Annotated in this window: 16 protein-coding genes, 1 pseudogene and 1 riboswitch; of the genes and pseudogenes, 3 read left to right on the top strand and 14 right to left on the bottom strand. The window is 35.1% G+C overall.

From position 1 onward, the window contains the following. The first annotated feature begins 121 nt into the window (after positions 1-121). Positions 122-751 (top strand): helix-turn-helix transcriptional regulator, encoded by a 630-nt coding sequence (locus BW727_RS04995; RefSeq protein ID WP_062470107.1) that lies wholly within the window; start codon positions 122-124, stop codon positions 749-751. Between the two features lie 13 nt (positions 752-764). Next, positions 765-1,616, top strand: a complete 852-nt coding sequence (locus tag BW727_RS05000; RefSeq protein WP_062470110.1) for a pyruvate, water dikinase regulatory protein — start codon at positions 765-767, stop codon at positions 1,614-1,616. A gap of 70 nt (positions 1,617-1,686) precedes the next feature. On the opposite strand, the gene BW727_RS05005 is transcribed toward BW727_RS05000, so the two are convergent. The 5 genes from BW727_RS05005 to BW727_RS05025 form a co-directional block, all read right to left on the bottom strand. Next, positions 1,687-2,781 (bottom strand): glycerol dehydrogenase, encoded by a 1,095-nt coding sequence (locus tag BW727_RS05005; protein WP_062470112.1) that lies wholly within the window; start codon positions 2,779-2,781, stop codon positions 1,687-1,689. An 82-nt stretch (positions 2,782-2,863) separates the two neighbouring features. After that, a complete protein-coding gene (locus BW727_RS05010; RefSeq protein ID WP_062470117.1) occupies positions 2,864-3,607 on the bottom strand; it encodes an alpha/beta hydrolase in 744 nt (247 codons plus the stop codon). A gap of 85 nt (positions 3,608-3,692) precedes the next feature. Beyond that, the gene (locus tag BW727_RS05015) at positions 3,693-4,037 is read right to left on the bottom strand and encodes a zinc ribbon domain-containing protein YjdM (protein WP_062470120.1); all 345 of its coding nucleotides are present in this window, start codon (positions 4,035-4,037) and stop codon (positions 3,693-3,695) included. A 77-nt stretch (positions 4,038-4,114) separates the two neighbouring features. Then, the gene (locus BW727_RS05020) at positions 4,115-5,944 is read right to left on the bottom strand and encodes a heavy metal translocating P-type ATPase (protein WP_062470123.1); all 1,830 of its coding nucleotides are present in this window, start codon (positions 5,942-5,944) and stop codon (positions 4,115-4,117) included. A 96-nt stretch (positions 5,945-6,040) separates the two neighbouring features. After that, positions 6,041-6,144, bottom strand: a riboswitch (NiCo riboswitch). Positions 6,145-6,424: 280 nt separating this feature from the next. After that, positions 6,425-7,942: a SulP family inorganic anion transporter gene (locus tag BW727_RS05025; protein WP_077795758.1), complete on the bottom strand. Its 1,518-nt coding sequence runs from the start codon at positions 7,940-7,942 to the stop codon at positions 6,425-6,427. Positions 7,943-8,138: 196 nt separating this feature from the next. Between BW727_RS05025 and BW727_RS05030 the strand changes: the two genes are divergently transcribed. Next, entirely contained in the window at positions 8,139-8,441 is a 303-nt protein-coding gene (locus BW727_RS05030) for a helix-turn-helix domain-containing protein (protein WP_062470125.1), read from the top strand. A gap of 70 nt (positions 8,442-8,511) precedes the next feature. Here the strand turns inward: BW727_RS05030 and BW727_RS05035 are convergent, their stop codons facing one another. The 9 genes and pseudogenes from BW727_RS05035 to BW727_RS05065 all read right to left on the bottom strand — a co-directional run bounded on the left by BW727_RS05035 (position 8,512) and on the right by BW727_RS05065 (position 19,555). After that, positions 8,512-10,173: an ABC transporter permease gene (locus BW727_RS05035; RefSeq protein WP_062470126.1), complete on the bottom strand. Its 1,662-nt coding sequence runs from the start codon at positions 10,171-10,173 to the stop codon at positions 8,512-8,514. Further along, positions 10,170-11,255, bottom strand: coding sequence for an ABC transporter ATP-binding protein (locus tag BW727_RS05040; protein ID WP_062470128.1), 1,086 nt, complete (start codon positions 11,253-11,255; stop codon positions 10,170-10,172). Before BW727_RS05040 ends, BW727_RS05035 begins: the two co-directional genes overlap by 4 nt. Positions 11,256-11,266: 11 nt before the next feature. Next, positions 11,267-12,307 carry an ABC transporter substrate-binding protein gene (locus BW727_RS05045; RefSeq protein WP_062470132.1) on the bottom strand — a complete coding sequence of 347 codons (1,041 nt, stop codon included), beginning with the start codon at positions 12,305-12,307 and terminating at the stop codon, positions 11,267-11,269. Between the two features lie 93 nt (positions 12,308-12,400). Then, positions 12,401-13,168, bottom strand: coding sequence for a response regulator transcription factor (locus tag BW727_RS05050; RefSeq protein ID WP_062470137.1), 768 nt, complete (start codon positions 13,166-13,168; stop codon positions 12,401-12,403). A gap of 1 nt (position 13,169) precedes the next feature. Continuing rightward, positions 13,170-14,819, bottom strand: coding sequence for a sensor histidine kinase (locus BW727_RS05055; RefSeq protein ID WP_062470140.1), 1,650 nt, complete (start codon positions 14,817-14,819; stop codon positions 13,170-13,172). A 243-nt stretch (positions 14,820-15,062) separates the two neighbouring features. Continuing rightward, complete coding sequence (locus BW727_RS10775; protein ID WP_233418539.1) at positions 15,063-15,719, bottom strand: MFS transporter; 657 nt, start codon at positions 15,717-15,719, stop codon at positions 15,063-15,065. Further along, a complete protein-coding gene (locus BW727_RS10780) occupies positions 15,716-15,913 on the bottom strand; it encodes a hypothetical protein (protein ID WP_233418540.1) in 198 nt (65 codons plus the stop codon). The genes BW727_RS10775 and BW727_RS10780 overlap by 4 nt, the downstream gene beginning before the upstream one ends. Before the next feature lie 58 nt (positions 15,914-15,971). After that, a pseudogene (locus BW727_RS10785) lies at positions 15,972-16,265 on the bottom strand (MFS transporter); the annotation flags it as partial. A 188-nt stretch (positions 16,266-16,453) separates the two neighbouring features. Further along, complete coding sequence (locus tag BW727_RS05065) at positions 16,454-19,555, bottom strand: glycoside hydrolase family 2 TIM barrel-domain containing protein (protein WP_227807231.1); 3,102 nt, start codon at positions 19,553-19,555, stop codon at positions 16,454-16,456. Between the last annotated feature and the right edge of the window lie 6 nt (positions 19,556-19,561).

Raw genomic sequence — 19,561 nt, forward strand, 5'->3', positions numbered from 1 at the left:
AATCAAACATAAATTCATTATATAGTGTTTCACATTAAGATGTCAACCCTTTATTGAGCTGATTGATTCTTATTAGTGTATCCTATATAATAAATGTAATCATGATAAAGAGGTTATGCTTATGAACTTAACAGAAAGACAAAAACAGATAATTGAAATTGTTAAAGAAAATGAACCTATTAGCGGTGATCGAATCGCTAAATATTTCGGGCTAAACCGCGCTACTTTACGTAGTGATTTAGCAGTTTTAACGATGATTGGGATACTAGATGCACGAACCAAAGTTGGTTATTTTTACACGGGTCAAGATGTTAATCCTTTAGTTTTCGACCAATTATTTGCAATAAAAGTTAAAGAATTGATGGTTCCACCTATTTTAGTAGAGCAAACTCTATCGGTATACGATGCCATTACTAATCTATACCTGTATGATGTGAATTCTTTATATGTTAAAAATGAGGAGAACCTATTAATCGGTGTCATTTCTCAAAAGGATTTACTACGTTTTTCAATTGGAAATGCTAATGCAGAACAGACACCGGTTGCTATGATTATGACACGGATGCCAAATATTATAACGGTTACTCCTGAAACGACTCTGCTAGAAGCAGGAAATTTGTTAATGCAGCACCAAATTGATTCTTTGCCTGTCATTGATTTAAAAAATAAACAAAGTGTTGTTGGTAAACTAACAAAAACACATGTTATGAACCACTTCATCTATGCTGGTAATGACAGTAATCACATTTAAAGGAGTATCTTTCATGAATAACAAAGCCAAAAAACCAATTAAGCCTATTTATATTATTTCAGACTCTGTTGGCGGGACGGGGTTAAAAATTACTTCCGCTGTTTTAGCACAATTTCCGAATCTCCAATCTTCTGAAATCAAACGGTTCCCTTTTGTTACTGAATCCGGCCAGATTGAAGATATTTTAGCAGATGCTAAAGTTGAACAAGCGCTAATTGTTTCAACTCTTGTAAACAAGGAATTGATTGCATTCATTAATAATTTCACTAAAAAAATAGGATTAAGACACGTTGATCTCATGACTCCACTTACTTCTTGTATTGAAGAACAATACCAAGAGAAATCTCTACAAGAACCAGGTGCCTTACATAAATTAGATTCTAGTTATTTTAACCGCGTTTCTGCTATGGAATTTGCAGTTCGATATGACGATGGAAAAGATCCGAAGGGCTTCCAAAAGGCTGATATCGTCATTTTAGGTGTCTCACGAACTTCTAAAACACCATTGAGTATGTATCTAGCTAACTTAGGTTATAAAGTTGCTAATTTGCCCATTATTCCGGAGGCGCGTGTTCCGGAAGAGTTATTTAAAATATCACCTAAAAGAATTATTGGTTTAACGACCGAAGCATCTACTTTAGCTAATATTCGTCAATCTCGTTTGGCGTCTTTAGGTTTAAAAAGTAGCTCGTTATATTCGGATCGACAACGTATTCAGGAAGAACTCGCCTATGCTTCAGATTTATTTGAACAACTGGGCGTTTTAACAATAAATGTCGAAAATCGTTCGATTGAAGAAACAGCCGTTTTGGTAGAAGAGTATTATCGGGAAAACTTTCAATTAGCCTTCAATCATTTAATTTAAATGATTAATTAATTAAAAAAGTGAGTAGGAAACCAGTACATATGGTCTCCTACTCACTTTTTGTATATATTTATTGTAAAGCACGCACATACGCATCGACTGCTAATAATGCATCTGCTACTTCTTCTGCTGTTACTTCAAAGGGCATCTCGTGAATGGTCTCTCCTTCAATCGTAGCCTGCTTACCAACTTTTAGCAGTTCTTCATAAGAAGCATCACCTAGTTGTAAAGCTTCTAGCGTCGTTGGAAGCTCTAAAGCTTGATAAAAACGAATAAACTTATCTAGTCTTTCTTTTGGTTGATTTTCTAAAAATAATTGCGTAAGAGTTCCATAAGCGACCTTTTCACCATGAGTCATATCATGAATCGGACCATCCAAAGCTGTAAATCCATTATGGATGGCATGAGCTGCCGCCAGTCCACAACTTTCAAATCCTATCCCACTCAATAATGTGTTTGCTTCAATAACTGCATCCAGTGCACGAGTTACTACCTTCGCACGATTGGCTTCAATTGCCTGAATCCCATATTCAAATAATACCGATTCACATTTTTCAGCAATTGCTATAGCAGCAAGGGTTTGTGTCCCACCAGCCATTGTTGAACCATTTTTTTGAATAACAGCACTACTTTCTACCCAGGTTGCCATTGCATCAGCAATACCAGAAGCGAGTAATCGCGTTGGTGCTTGGCTGATTACTTTTGTATCGACTAACACCAAATCTGGATTCTTTTTATAAAATAAATATTTTTCAAAAGAACCATCTTCCGTATAGATAACAGACAACGCTGATGTAGGAGCGTCAGTGGATGCAATTGTTGGGATAATTACTGTTGCAGCTGCTAACTGATCACTGATCGCTTTTGCCGCATCAATTGTTTTACCACCACCTAAGCCTAAAACCACGTCACACCCTGCTTTTTTACCAATCGCCGTTACTCGGTCAATCTCAGCGGTAGAAGCTTCTCCATTAAAAGGAATATGCTTTACGGTCAAACCTTGTTCATTTAAATGGTTAAATAATTTTTCGCCGGCAATACTCCAAACTACATCGTCACATAATAATAAGGGGTTCATGCCCAATTTTTCAATATAACTAGCTGCATTCGTCAAAACATCTCTTCCTTGCACATAACGTGCTGGACTTGCAAAAACTTTTACCATAGCCGATCGCTCCTTTAAATTTAACTTGCTCACTTATTCACTAATTATAACAGGAGCCAGTCATAGATACAAGCAAAGACGATTAATCGCTTCCATTTGTATCTATAAATGAATAAATTTGTTCAATAGTTATCTTTTGCTGTTTCTGACTTGTAATAGTCGGTTTGCCATCCCCTTTTTGTGGCCCGTAATTTCCGAACTGCGCATGGTTTCCGCCTTGAATAACAATTTCGACGTGATTATCCGGTAACATATCACGGTATTCTAACAATTTATCACGTGCAATCACCTTATCCTCACTTCCATAGAGAGATAAAACAGGAAAGTTTGCTTGGGACAAATCGACCGTAGAGTAAGCTGCTAACAAAACTAAACCTGCTAGCTCTTTGTCTGTTTTTTCTGCAAAAATAGCCGCCATTGATCCACCAAGTGAGTGACCAACTAGATACCATTCATTAATATGGGAGTTCGTTTCAATAATATCTTCTGCTGCATCAATATCGAAAACAGCTAAATTGAAAGGCATATCAACTAAAAATACAGCATAGCCCTTTTGCGATATTCTATTTAGAAATAAACTATAGGCATCTGATTCTACTTTACCACCAGGATAAAAAATAACACCTGCATTCGGTAACTCCTCATTTTGTGGGTAAAAAAGAGTTGGGTCTTCTCCCGAGACTTCTATGGTTGCTGTCGATTGCAATCCGAGGAGCGCTTCTTCAGTTGCTTTATAATAATCATTTATATATAGAAAAAACGCACTAGAAATAACAATAATTAGAATTAAAAAACCTATAAGAATCTTCTTCCCTTTAGTTTTCATCTCCAAACCTCCTTTTGAAAGACAAAACCAAAGAATCAAGCTGCGCTTCTATGCAGGGGGTTGATTCTTTGGTCGTTTTATTAATTTAGCCTTTTTTTACAAATTCAGATTTTAATTTCATTGCTCCAAAACCATCAATTTTACAATCAATATCGTGTCCATCTCCGGTGTCTTCAATGAGACGAATGCTTTTTACTTTCGTTCCTTGCTTGATTGCTTTCTTACTACCTTTTACTTTTAAATCCTTGATAATAATCACAGAGTCTCCATCGAATAGGGGTACACCGTTTACATCTAGGGTCCCTTCTTCAGAATTTTCACTCGCTGATCCCGGCACCCACTCGTGGCCACATTCGGGACAAACCCATAACGCCCCATCTTGATAAGTATAGTTTGACTGACATTTCGGACAAGCATGTACTTCTTCCATTTTGTATTCTCCTTTAGACAATTATGAGTAATTGGTTCTCATCATTAATTATACCAAAGTTGTTGTTAAATATCTGCTTATTTTTGTTCTCGGGATCGTAACAAACGTAAACCGTTTAATATAACTAGTATAGTCGACCCTTCATGAAATACAACTCCCAAGGGTAAATCTAATAAACCTAGTAAATTCAACACAATCAAAACGACAATGACTCCTAGGGCAAAGACGATATTTTGTTTAATAATTCGATTAAGACGTTTACTTAAACGGTAACTATATAAAAGTTTACTTAAATCGTTTTTGACAATTACAACATCCGATGACTCCATAGCAACGGAAGAACCACTTCCCATCGCGATACCAATATTAGCATTAGCTAAAGCTGGGGCATCGTTAATTCCATCACCAATCATTCCGACCACTTTATCTTTTGCTTGGCTTTCTTGAATAAAAGTGATTTTATCTTCTGGTGAACAAGAAGATTTATACTCATCTACTTTCACTTCCTGAGCCACTAATTTTGCAACAGCTTCATTGTCCCCTGTTAACATAACCACCCGAATACCTTCTTCTTGGAATCCTTCTATCGCTTCAACCGCTTCATGTCGAATTTGGTCACTCAAAGAAAAGTAGCCGACAACATCATTTCCTTTAGAAACAAAAACAGTTGTATGATCGAGGGAGGGTTTATCACGATATGCTTGTGGATCGTTGAAATTAGCAAAGGCACTGGGTTTTCCTACACGAATGTCTCCCTTTTTCAAACCTGATCCAGCAATCTCTTCCACAGGAATTGAAGCATCCACGGCTTGCAAGCTTAACGAATCAAAATGAGAAACAATGGCACTTGCAATCGGGTGTGTTGATTGTTGCTCCATAAAGACAACTTCTTTAATAATTTCTTCAGAAGCTTCATACTCTACTACATGAAAATCTCCAAAAGTAATCGTCCCCGTTTTATCGCTATACAATTCGTCCATCGTCGCTAAAGCTTCCATAGCAGCACCACCTTTAACCAAGACACCATTTTTAGCGCCATTACTAATCGCACTCAAGGTCGCTGGTGTTGCAGCGGCTACTAGGGCACATGGACTTGCCACGGTTAACAAGACCATGCCGCGGTAAAAAGCTTCTTGGAAAGTAAAGTCATTAAAATAAAAGAGGGCGGCGATGAAAAGAGGGACGGCAATTAACACACTAATGACATAAGGTTTTTCAAAACGATCAATAAATTTTGAAATTGTAGAAGGACGTGTTTGCGCCTCTTCAACCATTCGGATGATATTTGAGAACACCGTTTGATCACTTGTTTTCATAACTGTTAAATGAAAAGCATTTCCTTCATTAAACGTACCAGCAAAAACTTCTTCTCCGCTTCTTTTATCTACCGGTAAAGATTCTCCTGTTAATGCTGCTTCGTTTACTTGGGTCTTTCGATCGGTACTCCCATCAATAGGAATTTGGACACCTTTAGAAACAACAACGATATCACCAATAGCTAAATCTTTTGTGGCAACTTCAACAACGTCACCATTTGGTTTTAGCACTTGGGCAACGGCAGGAACTTGAGCCATTAGTTCTTTAATGGCACTGGAAGATTTATCGTTGGCATATTCTTCTAGGAACTCAGCACCTGCAAAAATGAGGAGTAAAGTAGCACCTTCAGATTCATAATTAATAAGAACAGCTCCTAAAGCTGCTAATATCATCAATAAGTCTACGTTAGGCGATTTTGATTGAATCGTTTCAACTAAAGCTTCTTTAGCTGCGAAAAAGCCTAAAAAGAAAATCGAAATATAAAAGAATAAGCGACTAGAGGTACCCGTTGTCACAAAACCTAAAATAATAAAAACAATTCCAATAGCTAAAAACTGTCCTGGTCTTTTTTTCAATAAATACTCCAACATAAAAATCGATCCTTTCTTAATATGTTTTTTGATACCTAATAAACCGTTACCCTCCTTTTTATAAAATAAAAAAAGGCACACCTATAGAACAGTAGATACTGTCCCACAGGTGTGCCTTTTTGCACAACGCTGCTACCACACAAAGGTGGACCGGCTGCATAAACCTTTGTGTGGTTTACCGCCTGTTCAGATTTAATGGGCTCTCTTATAAAAAGAGCGAATTAAATTAAGTTTTTATACTTATATTCTACCCTATTTTATAGTTTTGTCAATTCTGATAAAACTATATTTTTAGCCTGAACAGTTTATGTGGGCAATAACCTTTTTTCTAGAAAAGAATTATTCTAATCTATCACACCCTATAGAGATGCAATCAACAAGAAAAGCTAATAAAAAAAGAACAAGATTTGTTTACCTTGTGATAAACAAATCTTGTTCTTTCCTATCTTTATTTTTGAATGGTTTCTTTTCTAATAATTGTTAATTCGTTTGCTTTTTTAAAGAGGTTTCTACTGTAACTACCAACTTGAACGAGAGTAATTTTTTTCCTAATAAATCATACTTTTCGACCATCGCATTAATGGCTTCTACACCCGAGTAATCCATCACTTTTGCATTTTCAAAGTCGAAAATGACAACTTCTGGATCTTGATTGGGGGTAAATAAATCTTTAAAGTTTAAAACAGATCCAAAGAAAATGGAGCCACTCAGTTTATAAGTTCGTGAGCCATCTTCATTATCAATAACTTGTGCATCTGCTTCGCTTCCTTTTTTCCAAGCAAAAGCTAAGGCAGAAAGAATAACGCCTGCAATAACCGCTGTTGCTAAATCAGAAAAAATAGTAATTCCCGTAACAGCTAGCATAGCAACGATATCTTGTTTGGGAATTTTCCCTCTATATTTAAGACTTTCCCACTTAAATGTACCTACAACAACCATAAACATAACACCCACTAATGCAGCAAGTGGGATAAGATTAATTATACTTGATCCAAACATAATAAATAGCAATAAAACAACTGGAGCAACAAAGGCAGATAATCTGGTTCTACCACCTGATTTGACATTAATAATAGATTGCCCAATCATAGCATCGCCACCCATTCCGCCGAAGAAACCATTGACTAAGTTAGCTAATCCTTGCGCAACAATTTCCTTATCTGTATTTCCTTTCGTATCTGTCATTTCATCAATTACACGTAAGGTTAAAACCGCTTCTGTTAAACCGACGAGACCTGCTATAAATGCATAAGGAAAAATCACTTGTAAGGTCTCGAGATTAAGCGGAAGTTGTGGGATATAAAATTTAGGAAGACCACCTTTTAGTGTCATACCTGCGAAATCTTGAACCGTTTGTAAATGATAACCAGTAAAGTTATCCAAAGAGACCGCTATTAGCGTTAAAATGATAATTCCTGCTAAACTTGGAGGGATTGCTTTTGTTAATTTTGGGAAAAATTGAATAATTCCCATTGTCAAAAGAACAAGCGCCAGCACAATTGCCATATCCAGGCCTTGAATCCATTCTCTGCCACTTGTTGTATTTAACTTAAACAATTCAAATTGTGACGTAAAAATAACAATTGAAAGACCATTTAAGAAACCAAGCATAACGGGATAAGGAATCATCCGAGCATATTTTCCGAGTTTCAATACCCCAATTAATAGTTGGATGAGTCCCATTAATATAACTGCGCCAAATAAATACTCTAACCCATGTGAAGCAACTAAAGCAGCCATAACAACTGATATGGCTGCAGTAGATGAGCTGATCATACCAGGTCTACCAGTAAAAATCGCTGCGACGACTCCGATAACCACCGATGTTTGTAAACTTAAGATTGGGCTGACACCCGCCACAAAAGCAAAAGCTACTGATTCTGGGATGAGTGCCAACGCAACCGTCAGACCTGCTAATAACTCGTTTTTTATATTTACATTTTTAAACTCTTCTGCTAATGTCATGCCGTCCACTAACTGTGACTTTTTCTTACTCATAACTTCCTCCTTATAAAATGTTTGCTCCAAACATATTAACACTTAACTGAATAAATACAAGACATTATTAACCTTAAGCTGAATTTAAATACAAAATATAAGGGTTTTTATCATATTATTCATTAAAATAGTAATGGTTCTAATGCATTTTTATGTTAATATATAAAGGAACTATATGCGAGAAAGGAATAATCATATGGACATAGGGACTCGTATTCAAAACTTGAGAAAAGCATCTCATATGACCGCCAAAGAGTTATCACAAATAATTGAGGTTTCCCCTTCTTTTATTTCAGCCATAGAAAATAACTCAAGCAAGCTATCCTTACCTACTTTAGCTAAAATTTGCGATGCACTCGGCGTCACTTTATCTGAATTTTTTAATACAGAAGCTAGTGTCGTTGATACTAAACTCTCTTCTGCTATTTCAACCTTACCAGAAGAAAAAAAGTGGCAACTACTTAATTTCTTAGAAGGGTTATTCCCACATAAAACTTAAAACACCTCCCAGAAGTTAAGGCTTTAGCTTAACTTCTGGGAGGTGTTTTATTTAACTTCCATTTTTCATTCTACATTGAAATATCATCGCTCTTTGTAACTTTCATAAAAATTAATAAGGAAATAACAGTAAATGCTGTCAGTATAGTTGAAAGAGCAGCAGCAATGCCGTAATTCCCACGGATAACTTCCGTGTATATTGCAACTGTCATTGTACGTGTTCGAACATTATAGAGAAGTATAGATGTAGAAAGCTCTGAAAGCATTGTAATCCAACTTAAAATGGCACCGGCAATAATTCCAGATAACATCATAGGTACTGTGATTTTAAAGAAAGTATTTACTTTTCCACTACCTAGACTTGATGCTGCCTCTTCAATTGATGTTGGAATTTGCATAAGTGAAGCTACAGATGACCTGATTGTATATGGTAATCTTCTGACAGACATAGATATTACCATTATTAAAGCTGTACCAGTAATAGCTAAGAATCCACTTCCACCAATACCTGTATTAAAAGAAGTTAGGAATGCAATACCCATTACTGTACCAGGTACAATATATGGAATCATGCTTAAGGAGTCAATAACTGAAGTAACTGCACTCCGTTTTCGCACAACTAGGTAAGATATAAAAATTGCAAAGATAATAACAATAACCATTGCCATAAGTGGAATACGTATCGTGTTAAATATGGCAGATCCCATTCGATCAAATGCTTCTCTATAGCTATCTAGCGAATAACCCGACTGAAAGACCATTCCTTGTGTATTTTTGAATGATGTATAAATTAGATATCCTTGTGGAAGAATAGCTAAAAAAACGATACCGTAATTAATAACATATACAATTACTTTTTTAATCCCACTAACTGGTTTAGCTGCGACAGGATGTAAAGAACTCATCGTAATTGATTTGCGATTAGCTACATACCTTTGCCCTAGAAAAATAGAAAGTGCAATAATAATAGCGATAATCGCTAGAGCTGATGCAAATGCAGCATTTCCGCCTACCTCACTCATAAACTCTGAATAAATTAGTACTGGAAAAGTCCGGTAACCCTCCCCGATTAACATAGGTGTTCCAAAGTCAGAAAAAGCTCTCATAAAAACAAGCAAGGCACCCGCTAATAGTGTTGGGATTAACAAAGGTAAAATCACTTTAAAAAACCGATTAAATCCTGTGCTTCCCATGCTTTCTGCCGCTTCTAAAATAGAATTGTCAATACTCTTAAATGCACCGTTTACGTATAAAAATATTAATGGAAATAGTTGTAACGTAAAAACAAGCGTAATTCCCGTAAACCCATAAATATCTGGCATTGTAATTCCAAATATATTTGAGAGGAACTTAGTTATAACACCGCTTCTACCCAAGAGAAGAACCCAAGAGTAGGCACCAATAAACGGTGCAGACATTGACGCAATGATAATCAAAATTCTTAGAGTTTTCTTTCCTTTAAATTGATACATAGCAAAGCAATATGCTAAAACAACACCAATAATTAAAGAGAAAAATGTTGCTGTCATTGAAACTTTAAAACTATTAATAAGTGTAGTCGAATAGTAACTTTTAGAAAAAAATGTAATGAAATTATCAAAACCAAACCCAGTATCTGTTATCATTGCTTGTACTAAAACATTTCCCACTGGATATACAAGAAAAATTAAATACGTAAGTAATATAATAAATGATGATCCATTCCATAAATCTAATGAAAATTTCTTTTTCATTCTGACACCCCCAAAAGGTTGCGTCCCCCATCTGAAGTAAAAACATTTATTTTTTTTGTATTAACTTTCAAATTGACTTTATCTCCAGAATTAAGGTTCTCATAAAATGTTGATTCTTCACTCATTTGAACATTTTCTCCATAATTGAGTTCTAAAAAGTATTCCGTATTTAGTCCCAGGTAAATACTATCTTTTATTATCGCCTCAAAATCACCTTTTTCTTCTACTCGAATAAACTCTTCGGGGCGAATACTAATTCTTACAGGCTGCTCTTCCTCTTTGTTAAGTAAAGGAAAGGCAAGTTTAAAACCATCTTTGAATTCTAAATATGCTATTCCATCTACTTTGATTAAATTACCATCCATTATGTTAGTGCGTCCAATAAATGTAGCTACAAACTCGTTACTTGGCCGATGGTATAGTTCCTTTGGTTTTCCAACTTGTTGAATAATTCCAGCCTGCATAACAGCTATTTTATCTGATATAGCCATAGCTTCTTCTTGATCATGCGTGACGTATACAGTAGTAATTCCAACTTCTCTTTGGATCTCTCGAATAGCCTGACGCATATCTACCCTTAATTTCGCATCTAAATTGCTCAATGGCTCATCCATTAATAAAACGTCAGGATTGATTGCAAGTGCCCTGGCCAGTGCGACACGTTGCTGTTGTCCACCACTTAACTGGTCTGGTTTTCGATCTTGATATTCAGCAATTTGCATTAAGTTTAAATACTTATCCGTATTTTTTTTAATTTCATCTTTTGAAAGTTTACGTTGTTTTAAGCCAAACTCTACATTCTCACGGACTGTTAAATGTGGAAATATAGCGTAATTTTGAAAAACCATCCCTATGTTTCTCTTACTTGGATCCTTGTCATTAATTCTATCTTCATTAAAGTAAAAATCTCCCCCTTCGATTGTGTTGAACCCTGCTATCATGCGCAGCAGGGTTGTTTTTCCACAACCGGATGGACCAAGTAATGTAAACAATGTACCTTCAGGAATCGATACTGATAAGTCTGGAATAACTGCTAAACCATTATATTCTTTACGTGCATTATTTATTATAATCTCGCTCATATTAATTCCACCTATCTATTAGACTCAATATCAACAAATATTTCATTATATTTAGAGACAATATCATTTTTATTTGAAATAACATAGTCCATATCTTCTTCAATAATCTTAATATCATCTAATTCCTTCATATTTTCGCTTGTTTCAGCATCTTTTCGAACAGGTCGGTTTGTTGTTGTTGTCCCTAGCACATTTTGTATTTCTTCAGAAATAACAAAGTCTACAAACAGTTTTGCATTTTCTGAATTATTAGCATCTTTAATTACAGCAACACTTGCTGGTAAAAATACTGTTCCTTCTTCTGGATAAACAATTTCAATATTTGCACCATCATTAAGAAGCTTTACAGCTGGATCTTCGTAAGTCAATCCTACTGCCATTTCTCCATCAGATACTGCCTTATAAACATTGCTTGAGCTTGAACTAATTTTCCCATCAATTAATGTAAATAGTTTTTTGACATAGTCCCACGAGGATTCGTTTTCATAGCCACCTTGCGCTGCTAACATATTAGTTAGTTGTGCAAAAGCACTTGAAGAATTTGCCGGGTCGGCAGTAGCTATTTTACCTTTAAGTTCTTCATTCAGTAAATCACTGTATCCTTCTATATCTAAATCACCTACTAAATCGGGATTAACCACGATAACACTTCCATCAATTGTATATGGTGTGTAAAAACCCGATTTATTTTGGTACTCTTCAATTAATTGGTCATTTTCACTGGGAACATACTCCTCAAATAACTCTGTACTTTGTGCATATTGCGAATACGCACCACCGAAAATAACATCTGCTATAGGTGCATTTTTTTCACTTTCTAACTTTGTAAAAAGCTCTCCTGTACCTGCTTGGATAAGTTCAACCTTAATATCATATTTTTCTTCAAATGCTGGAATTGTTGCATTTATTAATCCTTCTGAATTTGGTGAGTAGACGACCAGTGTATCTGATTCCTCCACCATACCGCTACTAGAATCTGATCCATTTCCACATGCTGTTAAAGCTAGTAAAGAAAGACTCGCTACCGATAATATTTTTTTGAATTTATTCATTTCAAACACTCCTTTTCTTCTTTGATTAACTTTATCAACAATGTTAACGTTTTCATATACTAAAATATTACTTTTTTAGAGAAAATCCTTCATTTATAATCTTTCTATAAAATCACTGACACTCATATTTACGTATTTTTTAAAAACTTTGTTAAAGTACTTATAATCACTGAAACCACACATTTCTGCAATCTCATATAGTTTAAATTTTCTTTCCTTTATATATGCAATTGACTTCTGGATACGATAACGATTTACATAGTCATTAAATGTCATATTCATGTACTCTTTAAAGCGATTATGAAGGAGTGTTGAACTATATCCGATCTCTTCCGATACATTTTGAAAAACAAATCGCTTATCATAGTTTTCATTTACAAATTGAATCATTTTATTAATTATTTCATCATGAATAGTTGAAAAGTCTTTATCAATCAATTTTGTATTGATTACCAAGTCGTTTCTTTCTTTTTCATTGTTATACGTTTGTATCATTTTACATTGCTGCTTTGCACGTTCTAGTGCATGGCTAAATTGCTTCATTTCGATAGGTTTAACCAGAAATTCACTGACACCATATTTAATCGCTTGGTGTGCATTTGAAAACTCATCATAGCCTGAAATAATTATTGTACTATACATATAGTCTATAGTTTCCTCTAACATATCAAATCCATTTTTTATAGGCATATTAATATCAGTAATAACTATATCAGGCACTAGTTCTTTAATCCTCTCTACGCCCTCTTGTCCATTACTTGCCTCACCGACTACCACGCAACCAGATTGTTCATAATTAAATCCAAATATTAGACCCTTCCTAATAATATGCTCATCTTCTACTATCAGTATGCGATACACGTCATTGGCCTCCAATCCTTATTTCTACAATGGTATTTTTTTCTGTTGTATATATATTAAAAGTTGAATTAGGGTACATTAGTTGTAGTCTTCTCTTGCTATTTGATAATCCGTGGTGATTCCACATAGGTTGGTTATCTTGTAATTGAGTATTTATTTCCTGAGCTTTACTTTTTTCTAGTGCTCTACCATCATCTAAAACTTTAATTATATAATAATCCGTTTCTATTCTTCTGCTAATAATGGTTATTTTCAAGTCATTCCGAACTTTAAAACCATACTTCAAACTGTTTTCAATAATAGGTAACAAAAATAATTTGGGAACAGGTAAATCGTAAGTATTATGCTCAATTTCTAAGTTATAATTAAAATATTCAAATCTGGATGCATTGATTTTAAGATAATCTTCAATATATTTGATATCATTTTCTAAGGTTACTTTCTTATTCTTTTCTTCAATACTGTACCTTAGTATTTTTGTTAAATGTATAATCAATTCATTCGCTAAATTCTTATCAAATTGAATTGACGCTCTAATTACTTCTAAAGTGTTATATAAAAAATGAGGATTAAATTGTGCTTCTAATTTTTTCCGCTCAGCCAAATGGTTTTCTTGTAATAATGATATATTTTTATCATGAGTACTAGATAGTTCTTCTAACATTACATTGATTTCTTTAGAGACCATCTCAAATTCATCTTTTGTTTGAAGTGATAACCGATGTTTATTATCCTTTTTTACCATTCCCATTTCTTCTTTAAGTATTTCTACTGATTTCGCGTTCTTCAAAGAAATTTTCTTAGAAAAGAAAAAGGCAAATATAAATAGTAAAAATGTAATGATTAATACTACTAAAATACTTATATTTAAAAGCGAAGGATATAAATCGCTTTTTCGAAAAACAGTGAGCATTAATGTTTCGCTTAATTTAGTTTTCTTTGAGTAGTAAAGGTTACTATCTATAATAAACCTTTTTGATATTGTATTTGACTCTACTTTTTCTAAACTTCCAGATATAAACTGGTTAGAACTCGATGCGAAAACGTTATCATATTTATCGGAAATTATAAATTGTGCAGGTACCTGATTAAATTCCGAACGGATTTCTTTTCCATTAATAAGATACGCAATATATCCACCTAATTCATCACTTTTATTGACTTCAGTCATTAAGAGCAAATAATGTTCCCCGTGTATGTCTTTATAAATACGCTGCGCTACCTCATTTTTTTCTATTTTTGAACCAACTAATTTTAAAAAATTAGATGGAGTATTCTTTTCTTGCCAATTACCACTGGTTGAAAAAATGATATTCATAGAGGAATCAAAAATTAATAGATCACTTTTTAGCTTTTGTTTGGAGTTAATATTGTAAAAATTTGAGTATATCTGAGGATCATCTACTTCATTATTAAAAAACTGTTTATATAATTGATTACGATTTGTTAGAAGATCCTTTTCATAAAGTGAGATATCTTTGGTTACTAAAGCATTTATAACATCTTCAGTACTTGTTAAATACATATCAATAGAGAATCTATTAAAACCTACTATCATCAAGCTAAGTATCACCGTAATAATAGTAATTAAGGCAATTGAATAAATTAATATTTCTTTTCTTAATTTTTTCCGAAAGGATTCAATTTTCATTTCATATTCTCCCTTATGAATGAGATAGCTACAATTTTATATATAATTATACGGTAATAATTCTATTTAGCGAGATTCCATTGTAACAAATTTTTACAGCTATTCTTTAGGTATGATAAATAAAGTTCATAAACTCAACTAAAGTAAAAAGTAAATTTATGGATCAAACTCAAATACATATTTTTTTATTATCTAAATTTTTGTATTAAAAAACCTTCCTCACTTTTGAGGAAGGTTTTTGCTTTAGCCTTTTGTTGCGTACTCGTAATTCTTTTCTAAACGTTTCATATACCAAAGAATCATAGTAGCACCAATTACAGCCATTCCAGCTGAAATGACTAGAGCCATTGAGTAAGAACCGGTTGACTCTCTAATGGATGATGCAAGTGATGGACCAAATATGGCTGCAATCCCATACGCGGTAAACATCCAACCGTAGTTAGATGCTGATTTGGAAGCTCCCCAGTTTTCGGCTGTTATACCTGGGAAGGAACCTAAGAAACCACCAAAAGACAAGGCAATGAAGATTAACCCCAGAATTCCTGCAAACTTCCCTAACGTAGTTGTAAAGTTTAATAACATGGGACCTGTTCCTGAAACAACAAACATCATCATGACAGTTTTATATCTACCTAGCTTATCTGAAACAGAACCCCAAAATATTCTTCCTAAGGTATTTGCCAAACCGACAACCATAACAATTATAGCGCCTGTTCCCAAAGAATAGTAACTTGCTAAGTTTGCTGCATGCCCAATTACCATCATGCCACTTGTTGCCACAAACGCATAAACTGCCCACAAGATCCAAAAATTAGGTTCTTTTAACATCTCTTTATAGTTTTTACCGGTTTGTGTCGCTTCACCTGCTAGAGGGACATTGACCGGTGGATTTTCCATCATAAAGGAAGCACCGCAAAAATGACAACTAGTAAAACAATTCCTAGAATCTTGAAGGTCGTATTAACGCCCACACTCTCAATCATCCGTGTTGCAATAGGTGCTAAAATAATTGCTCCTGACCCAAATCCCGCTGCGGTTAGTCCGCCCGCTAATCCTTTCTTGTCTGGAAACCATTTGACAGTCAGTGCAGTCACTGTCCCGTAACCAGCGCCAATCCCTAAACCTAATATAATTGTATGTAAGGTATAACATTATGATGCTACTTGCAAAACCTGTTAAGAACATTCCTAATCCAAATAATATACCTGCTACTAGGACGACTTTCTTTCCACCGTGCTTATCAACAATGGGACCGCATATAATCATTCCAACTGGCACCATGGCAAAAGAAATACTAAATGCTAGAGATGTTTCACTCAATGTCCAACCAGTATTGACTTCTAGTAAAGCAGTTTGAAAAACAGACCAAGCATAGCCTGCTCCTAAGGCTAAGTTTGTGATAATGGATGCTGCTAAAATAAACCACCGATTCTTCTGTTTCTTCACTCGTTTTCCTCCTATAATTTACATTAATATGTATACCGATATAAAGCGCTTACAATTGCTATTTTATACGGATACCCTTATTTATACCACCACTACAAATTTAACATATCTATAAGTAAATGTTATAGGTTTACGCAAAAAACACGCCCCGCCACGAATAGAATGGGAACGTGTTTTTTTATTGGTGTTTATATTTTAAAACTAAAATCAAAAGTAAACCTTACTGGATCTAGTTGATATTTCTCGTAAAGTGCAGGTCCACAAGCATTACTTCCCATACCGCTTTGTTGGTAGTCAATATGCAAGTAACTGATTGGCTCAACTTCGAGCAAATCTCTGTGTGTCACTTCTGTTAATTGTTGGGTTGAGTACTGAGAAAAATTAAAGGACATACCTTTTTCACTAATAAATTCTATTTCGGACTCTTTGTCGCTTCTTATAGTGAGTTTACGTACACCATTATGGCTGCCATTTTCTTGTGGCGTTACATATGGCTCATAAAAATCACTGATATCCCCTTCAAAATAAGCAAGGTAATTAGCATGGTATTTGTCAGGATAGCTTTCGTAAGGGCCATTCCCAAAATAAGAAGCATGATTGAACACTTCTTTTAATGGTAAACAGAGTCCAAATCTTGGCAAGAATGGGAATATTCCATTTTTTTCCCCGTGAAGACTGAGATCAATCTCACCATTATTTTTTATACGCCAGACAATTTTCATATGTAAAATATTTTGTCTTGCTACCGAATTCAAAACGGCATCAAAGGTTAATTTTATCCCTGTTTCTGTTTCTTCAACGTGGTACTCATGGACTCTTGTCGCTGTTCGATTGTAATTTGCTTGGTACCATTCATATTTAATGCGGCGATCATTATCGACGGGCGCACGCCAAATGGTCCAATCACCTGGTTTTTCAAGTAATTCTTTGCCATTTGAGATGATTTGCGCAATAGCACCATTGCCTTTATTGATTACAAGGCTACCATTTGGTAAAGAAACTTCAAAATTTTCTAGTGTTTCTTTGTAAGTAACCGGTTGTGTTGTATCAGAGTGATCGAATTTTGATTGGTAATGTTTAAGCTCAATAAAATCCGCACCCAGTTCAATCTCACTGTCTTTTTTATAATAAACAAAGCGTATTCCTCGAACCTGTTTTTTCTCTTCGGGACTGAAGATATGAATCGGTACCGTTTTTTTCTCTTGTGGATTGATAACTGGCGTCGGCAAGTCTAACGTATCTACAATTTTTCCTTCCAAATCATAAACTTCCACTTTCAAAGTCAATGCTTTATCAGTTGTGATAAAATCATAACTACTAGCAAATGTAAATACGCCTTTATCAATGTTGTGTGATGCTACGCGCAGCGGTCTAAATATTTGGCGGTGCTCGTATACACCGGTATGGGGGGTTCTATCTGGATACATCAAACCATCCATACAGAAGTTTCCTGCGTGTGGGAATTCTCCAAAATCACCACCATAACGGTAGACTGGTTCTTTGTCGGTTCTTCTGTTTAAATTAACGCTATGATCTGCCCATTCCCAAACGAAACTTCCAATAAACTCGGGATGACGAGCCATGCACTGTGCATACTCGTAAATATCACCAGGTCCATTTCCCATAGCATGGACATATTCACACAATATAAAGGGACGATCTAAGGGTTCGCTGAAATAAATGGCTTCAATCTCCTCAACCGATGGGTACATTCTACTCCACATATCAATATACTGATCATCAAATTCTTTTGTACGATCACGATACCAGTAGGCTTCATAATGTAAAGGGCGTGTCTCATCAAGGTCTCGAGCATGTTTAAGCATGGCTTCAATGCTGCTACCATAGCCAGACTCATTTCCACCTGACCACATGATAATAGAAGAATAATTCATAAATGGAACCATACTAGAATCCATGCGATCAACGAAGGCCGCTTCAAAATGAGGGTCATCTGCAATCAAATTATAATTATCATTTCCGCCTACCCCATAAAGATCTACTACTCCATGGCATTCCACATCTGCTTCAGACATCACATAAAAGCCAACGCGATCGCATAACTCATAAAACTCAGCCGTTTTAGGATAATGGGCAGTCCGTACAGCGTTGAAGTTATACTGTTTCATTAACAGTAAATCATTCAATTGATTTTCGAGTGTAACGGTAGCCCCAGTTTCCGGATGCGTATCATGGTGATTCACCCCAATTAACTTAATCGATTGATGGTTGACATACAGTTGATTGTTTTTAATTTCAACTGTCCGAATACCAATTTCCTGTCTGTACACTTCTTCACCTGTATCAAGAATCAACTCATATAAGTTGGGAGTTTCTGCATTCCAAAGTTTGGGATTCTCGACTTCTAGTCTTAAAGGTTGGTCAATACTTGCTTGTGATTGGGTCACAATTTTTCCGGACGGGTCGGATAATTGATACGAATAAGAAGTGATATTTTGTGACTCTTTTATTGCTAGTGTAATTTCCGCCTGGTTTAAATCTTCTTCTAAAGAGATATTAATAGTAAAGTGATTTATACGTTTATTTTTCCTAGTTAAAAGATAAACATCGCGGAAAATACCACTGTATCGGAATTTATCTTGGTCTTCTAAGTAAGTCCCATCCGACCATTTTAAGGCTAGGACTACCAAATCATTTGTTCCTGTTTGTAGAGCATCTGAGATATCAAATTCTGTATTGCTGTGTGCAATTTGACTATATCCAATAAATTGATCATTCACCCAAACGTAAAAAACTGAATCGACACCTTCGAAATTCAAATGGTAGTCGGTTTCTGGATCTAGCTCATTTATTTCAATCTTACGTCTGTAGAGGCCAGCAGGATTCTCGTATGGTACATACGGAGGGTCATAAGGGATCGGATATTCCGTATTGCTATACATAATTTGACCGTATCCAGATAATTGCCAACAACTGGGAACAGTCATGGTATCGTATGAAAGTTTCTCCGCATACTCTTGAAGCCAGTAAGGGCTTTCAATTAAACGAACATTAGGAAAATAGTGGAAGTTCCAGTCACCATTTAAGTCTTGGTAGCGATTAGAGTCTCTCCGGTTTTTACTTTCTCTGGCTTCTTCCACACTTCCATAAGAAATAAAATAGTTTCTGCGCGGCAAGGTATTCACATGCAAAGTTTTTAAATCTTCAAAATAATTAGGTATTAACAAGTTAATCTCCTCATTCTTATCTAAGATTTTTATCATATTATTCTTGTTGATGTTACTATTTTTCAGCCCTACTCCTTCCCTATTTTTAATTATCTCTATCATATCATT

The organism is Jeotgalibaca dankookensis (assembly GCF_002005405.1).
Classification (GTDB): domain Bacteria; phylum Bacillota; class Bacilli; order Lactobacillales; family Aerococcaceae; genus Jeotgalibaca; species Jeotgalibaca dankookensis.

Coding starts and splice junctions, on each gene's coding strand:
- BW727_RS05065 (WP_227807231.1), bottom strand. CDS start 19,555: ATGATAGAGATAATTAAAAATAGGGAAGGAGTAGGGCTGAAAAATAGT.
- BW727_RS05000 (WP_062470110.1), top strand. CDS start 765: ATGAATAACAAAGCCAAAAAACCAATTAAGCCTATTTATATTATTTCA.
- BW727_RS05015 (WP_062470120.1), bottom strand. CDS start 4,037: ATGGAAGAAGTACATGCTTGTCCGAAATGTCAGTCAAACTATACTTAT.
- BW727_RS05020 (WP_062470123.1), bottom strand. CDS start 5,944: ATGTTGGAGTATTTATTGAAAAAAAGACCAGGACAGTTTTTAGCTATT.
- BW727_RS05035 (WP_062470126.1), bottom strand. CDS start 10,173: ATGAAAAAGAAATTTTCATTAGATTTATGGAATGGATCATCATTTATT.
- BW727_RS10775 (WP_233418539.1), bottom strand. CDS start 15,719: ATGATGGAAAATCCACCGGTCAATGTCCCTCTAGCAGGTGAAGCGACA.
- BW727_RS04995 (WP_062470107.1), top strand. CDS start 122: ATGAACTTAACAGAAAGACAAAAACAGATAATTGAAATTGTTAAAGAA.
- BW727_RS05055 (WP_062470140.1), bottom strand. CDS start 14,819: ATGAAAATTGAATCCTTTCGGAAAAAATTAAGAAAAGAAATATTAATT.
- BW727_RS05030 (WP_062470125.1), top strand. CDS start 8,139: ATGGACATAGGGACTCGTATTCAAAACTTGAGAAAAGCATCTCATATG.
- BW727_RS05010 (WP_062470117.1), bottom strand. CDS start 3,607: ATGAAAACTAAAGGGAAGAAGATTCTTATAGGTTTTTTAATTCTAATT.
- BW727_RS05005 (WP_062470112.1), bottom strand. CDS start 2,781: ATGGTAAAAGTTTTTGCAAGTCCAGCACGTTATGTGCAAGGAAGAGAT.
- BW727_RS05025 (WP_077795758.1), bottom strand. CDS start 7,942: ATGAGTAAGAAAAAGTCACAGTTAGTGGACGGCATGACATTAGCAGAA.
- BW727_RS05040 (WP_062470128.1), bottom strand. CDS start 11,255: ATGAGCGAGATTATAATAAATAATGCACGTAAAGAATATAATGGTTTA.
- BW727_RS05045 (WP_062470132.1), bottom strand. CDS start 12,307: ATGAATAAATTCAAAAAAATATTATCGGTAGCGAGTCTTTCTTTACTA.